Below are 2158 nucleotides of genomic sequence, written 5' to 3'. Positions count from 1 at the left end.
AAGAAAAACAAAACAAGAAAAATCAATCGGACGATAATGAAGGTGGTGATTTCTAAAAAAAAAGTTTCTGAATAAATCAGAAACCTTTTTTAATAAACGAAATAGTCTAAATCTAGACTGATTGTTCAGTAGCTTTTTTTGCCTTTCTTTCTTGCCATAACTCTCTAACTCCACCGAAAATCCAATACGGAACAATAAAAGTGATTAGAAACATCATCAGCCAAAAACCAATGGTTAAGATAGTTAAGAACGCTAAAAAACCTAAATATTGAGAAAATTCAAACATGGTTGAAATATTTTTTTGAATTATACGCAAATGTAAGCGGAATATTTAAGCTGTGCAAAAACAAAATCAATTTTTATTAAATAGTTTTTATGCGTAATTTTGAGCAGAATTTTCAGAAGCTGTTTCCCGCTTTCCGTTGCAATCTGTCATTGCGAGGAACGAAGCAATCTTATCATGATTGTCTTTCGCAATGTCAGGATTTCCACTACTATCGGGGCTAGATAATATAAACAACAAACAAATCATAACCAATGGAATATAGAATAGAAAAAGACACGATGGGCGAAGTTCAAGTCCCTGCCGATAAATATTGGGGAGCACAAACCGAACGTTCCAGAAATAATTTTAAAATTGGTCCATCAGCATCAATGCCAAAAGAAATCATTGAAGGATTCGCTTATCTGAAAAAGGCTGCAGCTTATGCCAATTGTGATCTGGGCGTTTTGTCAATCGAAAAACGCGATGCCATAGCAGCCGTTTGCGACGAAATCTTAGCAGAAAAATTAACTGATGAATTTCCTTTGGTTATCTGGCAAACCGGTTCCGGAACGCAAAGCAATATGAATGTCAATGAAGTTATTGCCAATCGAGCGCAGGTTTTAGCCGGATTTAAAATTGGCGAAGGCGAACAACTTATAAAAGCCAATGACGATGTGAACAAGTCACAATCATCAAACGATACGTTCCCAACAGGAATGCACATTGCCTGCTATAAAGCCGCTGTGGAAGTGACAATTCCCGGAGTTGAAAAACTTCGCGATACGTTAGATGCAAAATCAAAAGAGTTCATGAACGTGGTTAAAATCGGAAGAACCCATTTAATGGACGCAACACCATTGACATTAGGTCAGGAAATTTCGGGTTATGTTGCCCAATTAAACTACGGAATCAAAGCATTAAAAAATACACTTTCACATTTATCCGAAGTTGCCCTTGGCGGAACTGCCGTTGGAACCGGATTGAATACGCCGGCAGGTTATGATGTAAAAGTAGCGGAATACATTGCTAAATTTACAGGGCATCCTTTTGTCACTGCTCCAAATAAGTTCGAAGCTTTGGCTTCACATGATGCAATTGTTGAAGCTCACGGTGCTTTGAAACAATTAGCCGTTTCTTTGAATAAAATTGCGAATGATATCAGAATGTTAGCTTCTGGTCCGCGCTCCGGAATTGGCGAAATCCTAATTCCAGAAAACGAACCGGGTTCTTCAATTATGCCAGGCAAAGTAAATCCAACCCAATGCGAAGCCTTGACTATGGTTTGTGCCCAGGTTATGGGTAACGATGTTGCTATTTCCGTTGGTGGCATGCAAGGTCATTATGAATTGAATGTTTTCAAACCTGTAATGGCAGCTAACTTTTTGCAATCGGCGCGTTTACTGGGTGACGCCTGTATTTCGTTTGAAGAACATTGTGCGAGCGGTATAGAACCAAATCATACACGTATTAAGGAATTGGTTGATAATTCATTAATGCTTGTAACGGCGCTGAACACTAAAATTGGGTATTACAAATCGGCTGAAATTGCGCAAACAGCGCATAAAAACGGAACAACTTTGAAAGAAGAAGCTGTTCGATTGGGATATGTTTCTGCTGAAGATTTTGATGTTTGGGTAAAACCTGAGGATATGGTTGGGAGTTTGAAATAATCCAATCATCTATTAATAAATAAAAAAAATCCCGATTTACATCGGGATTTTTCGATCTGTCAAAATCAAACAAAACAATAATCAAACTATTTTTTCTTCATAAACATATTGGTGTAGTATTTTTTTCCGGTTGTTTCATCAACTGTTACGGACATACCCAAATGAGTGTAATCACCTTCGATGTTGGCTTTGTGAGCCGGGCTGTTTAACCAGGCACTCATCG

General features: G+C 38.0%; 2 protein-coding genes. One reads left to right on the top strand and one right to left on the bottom strand.

Annotated features, from left to right (window positions below):
* Positions 1–112 precede the first annotated feature (112 nt).
* On the bottom strand, positions 113–286 hold the full coding sequence (locus Q0Q99_RS06730) for a hypothetical protein (protein WP_293872075.1): 174 nt from the start codon (positions 284–286) through the stop codon (positions 113–115).
* Between the two features lie 251 nt (positions 287–537).
* On the opposite strand from Q0Q99_RS06730, the gene fumC reads away from it, so the two are divergent.
* Positions 538–1935 carry a class II fumarate hydratase gene (gene fumC, locus Q0Q99_RS06725; protein ID WP_293893322.1) on the top strand — a complete coding sequence of 466 codons (1398 nt, stop codon included), beginning with the start codon at positions 538–540 and terminating at the stop codon, positions 1933–1935.
* Positions 1936–2158 lie beyond the last annotated feature (223 nt).

The organism is Flavobacterium sp., from assembly GCF_025352425.1.
Classification (GTDB): Bacteria; Bacteroidota; Bacteroidia; order Flavobacteriales; family Flavobacteriaceae; genus Flavobacterium.
This window is presented reverse-complemented; position numbering and strand designations above follow the sequence as displayed.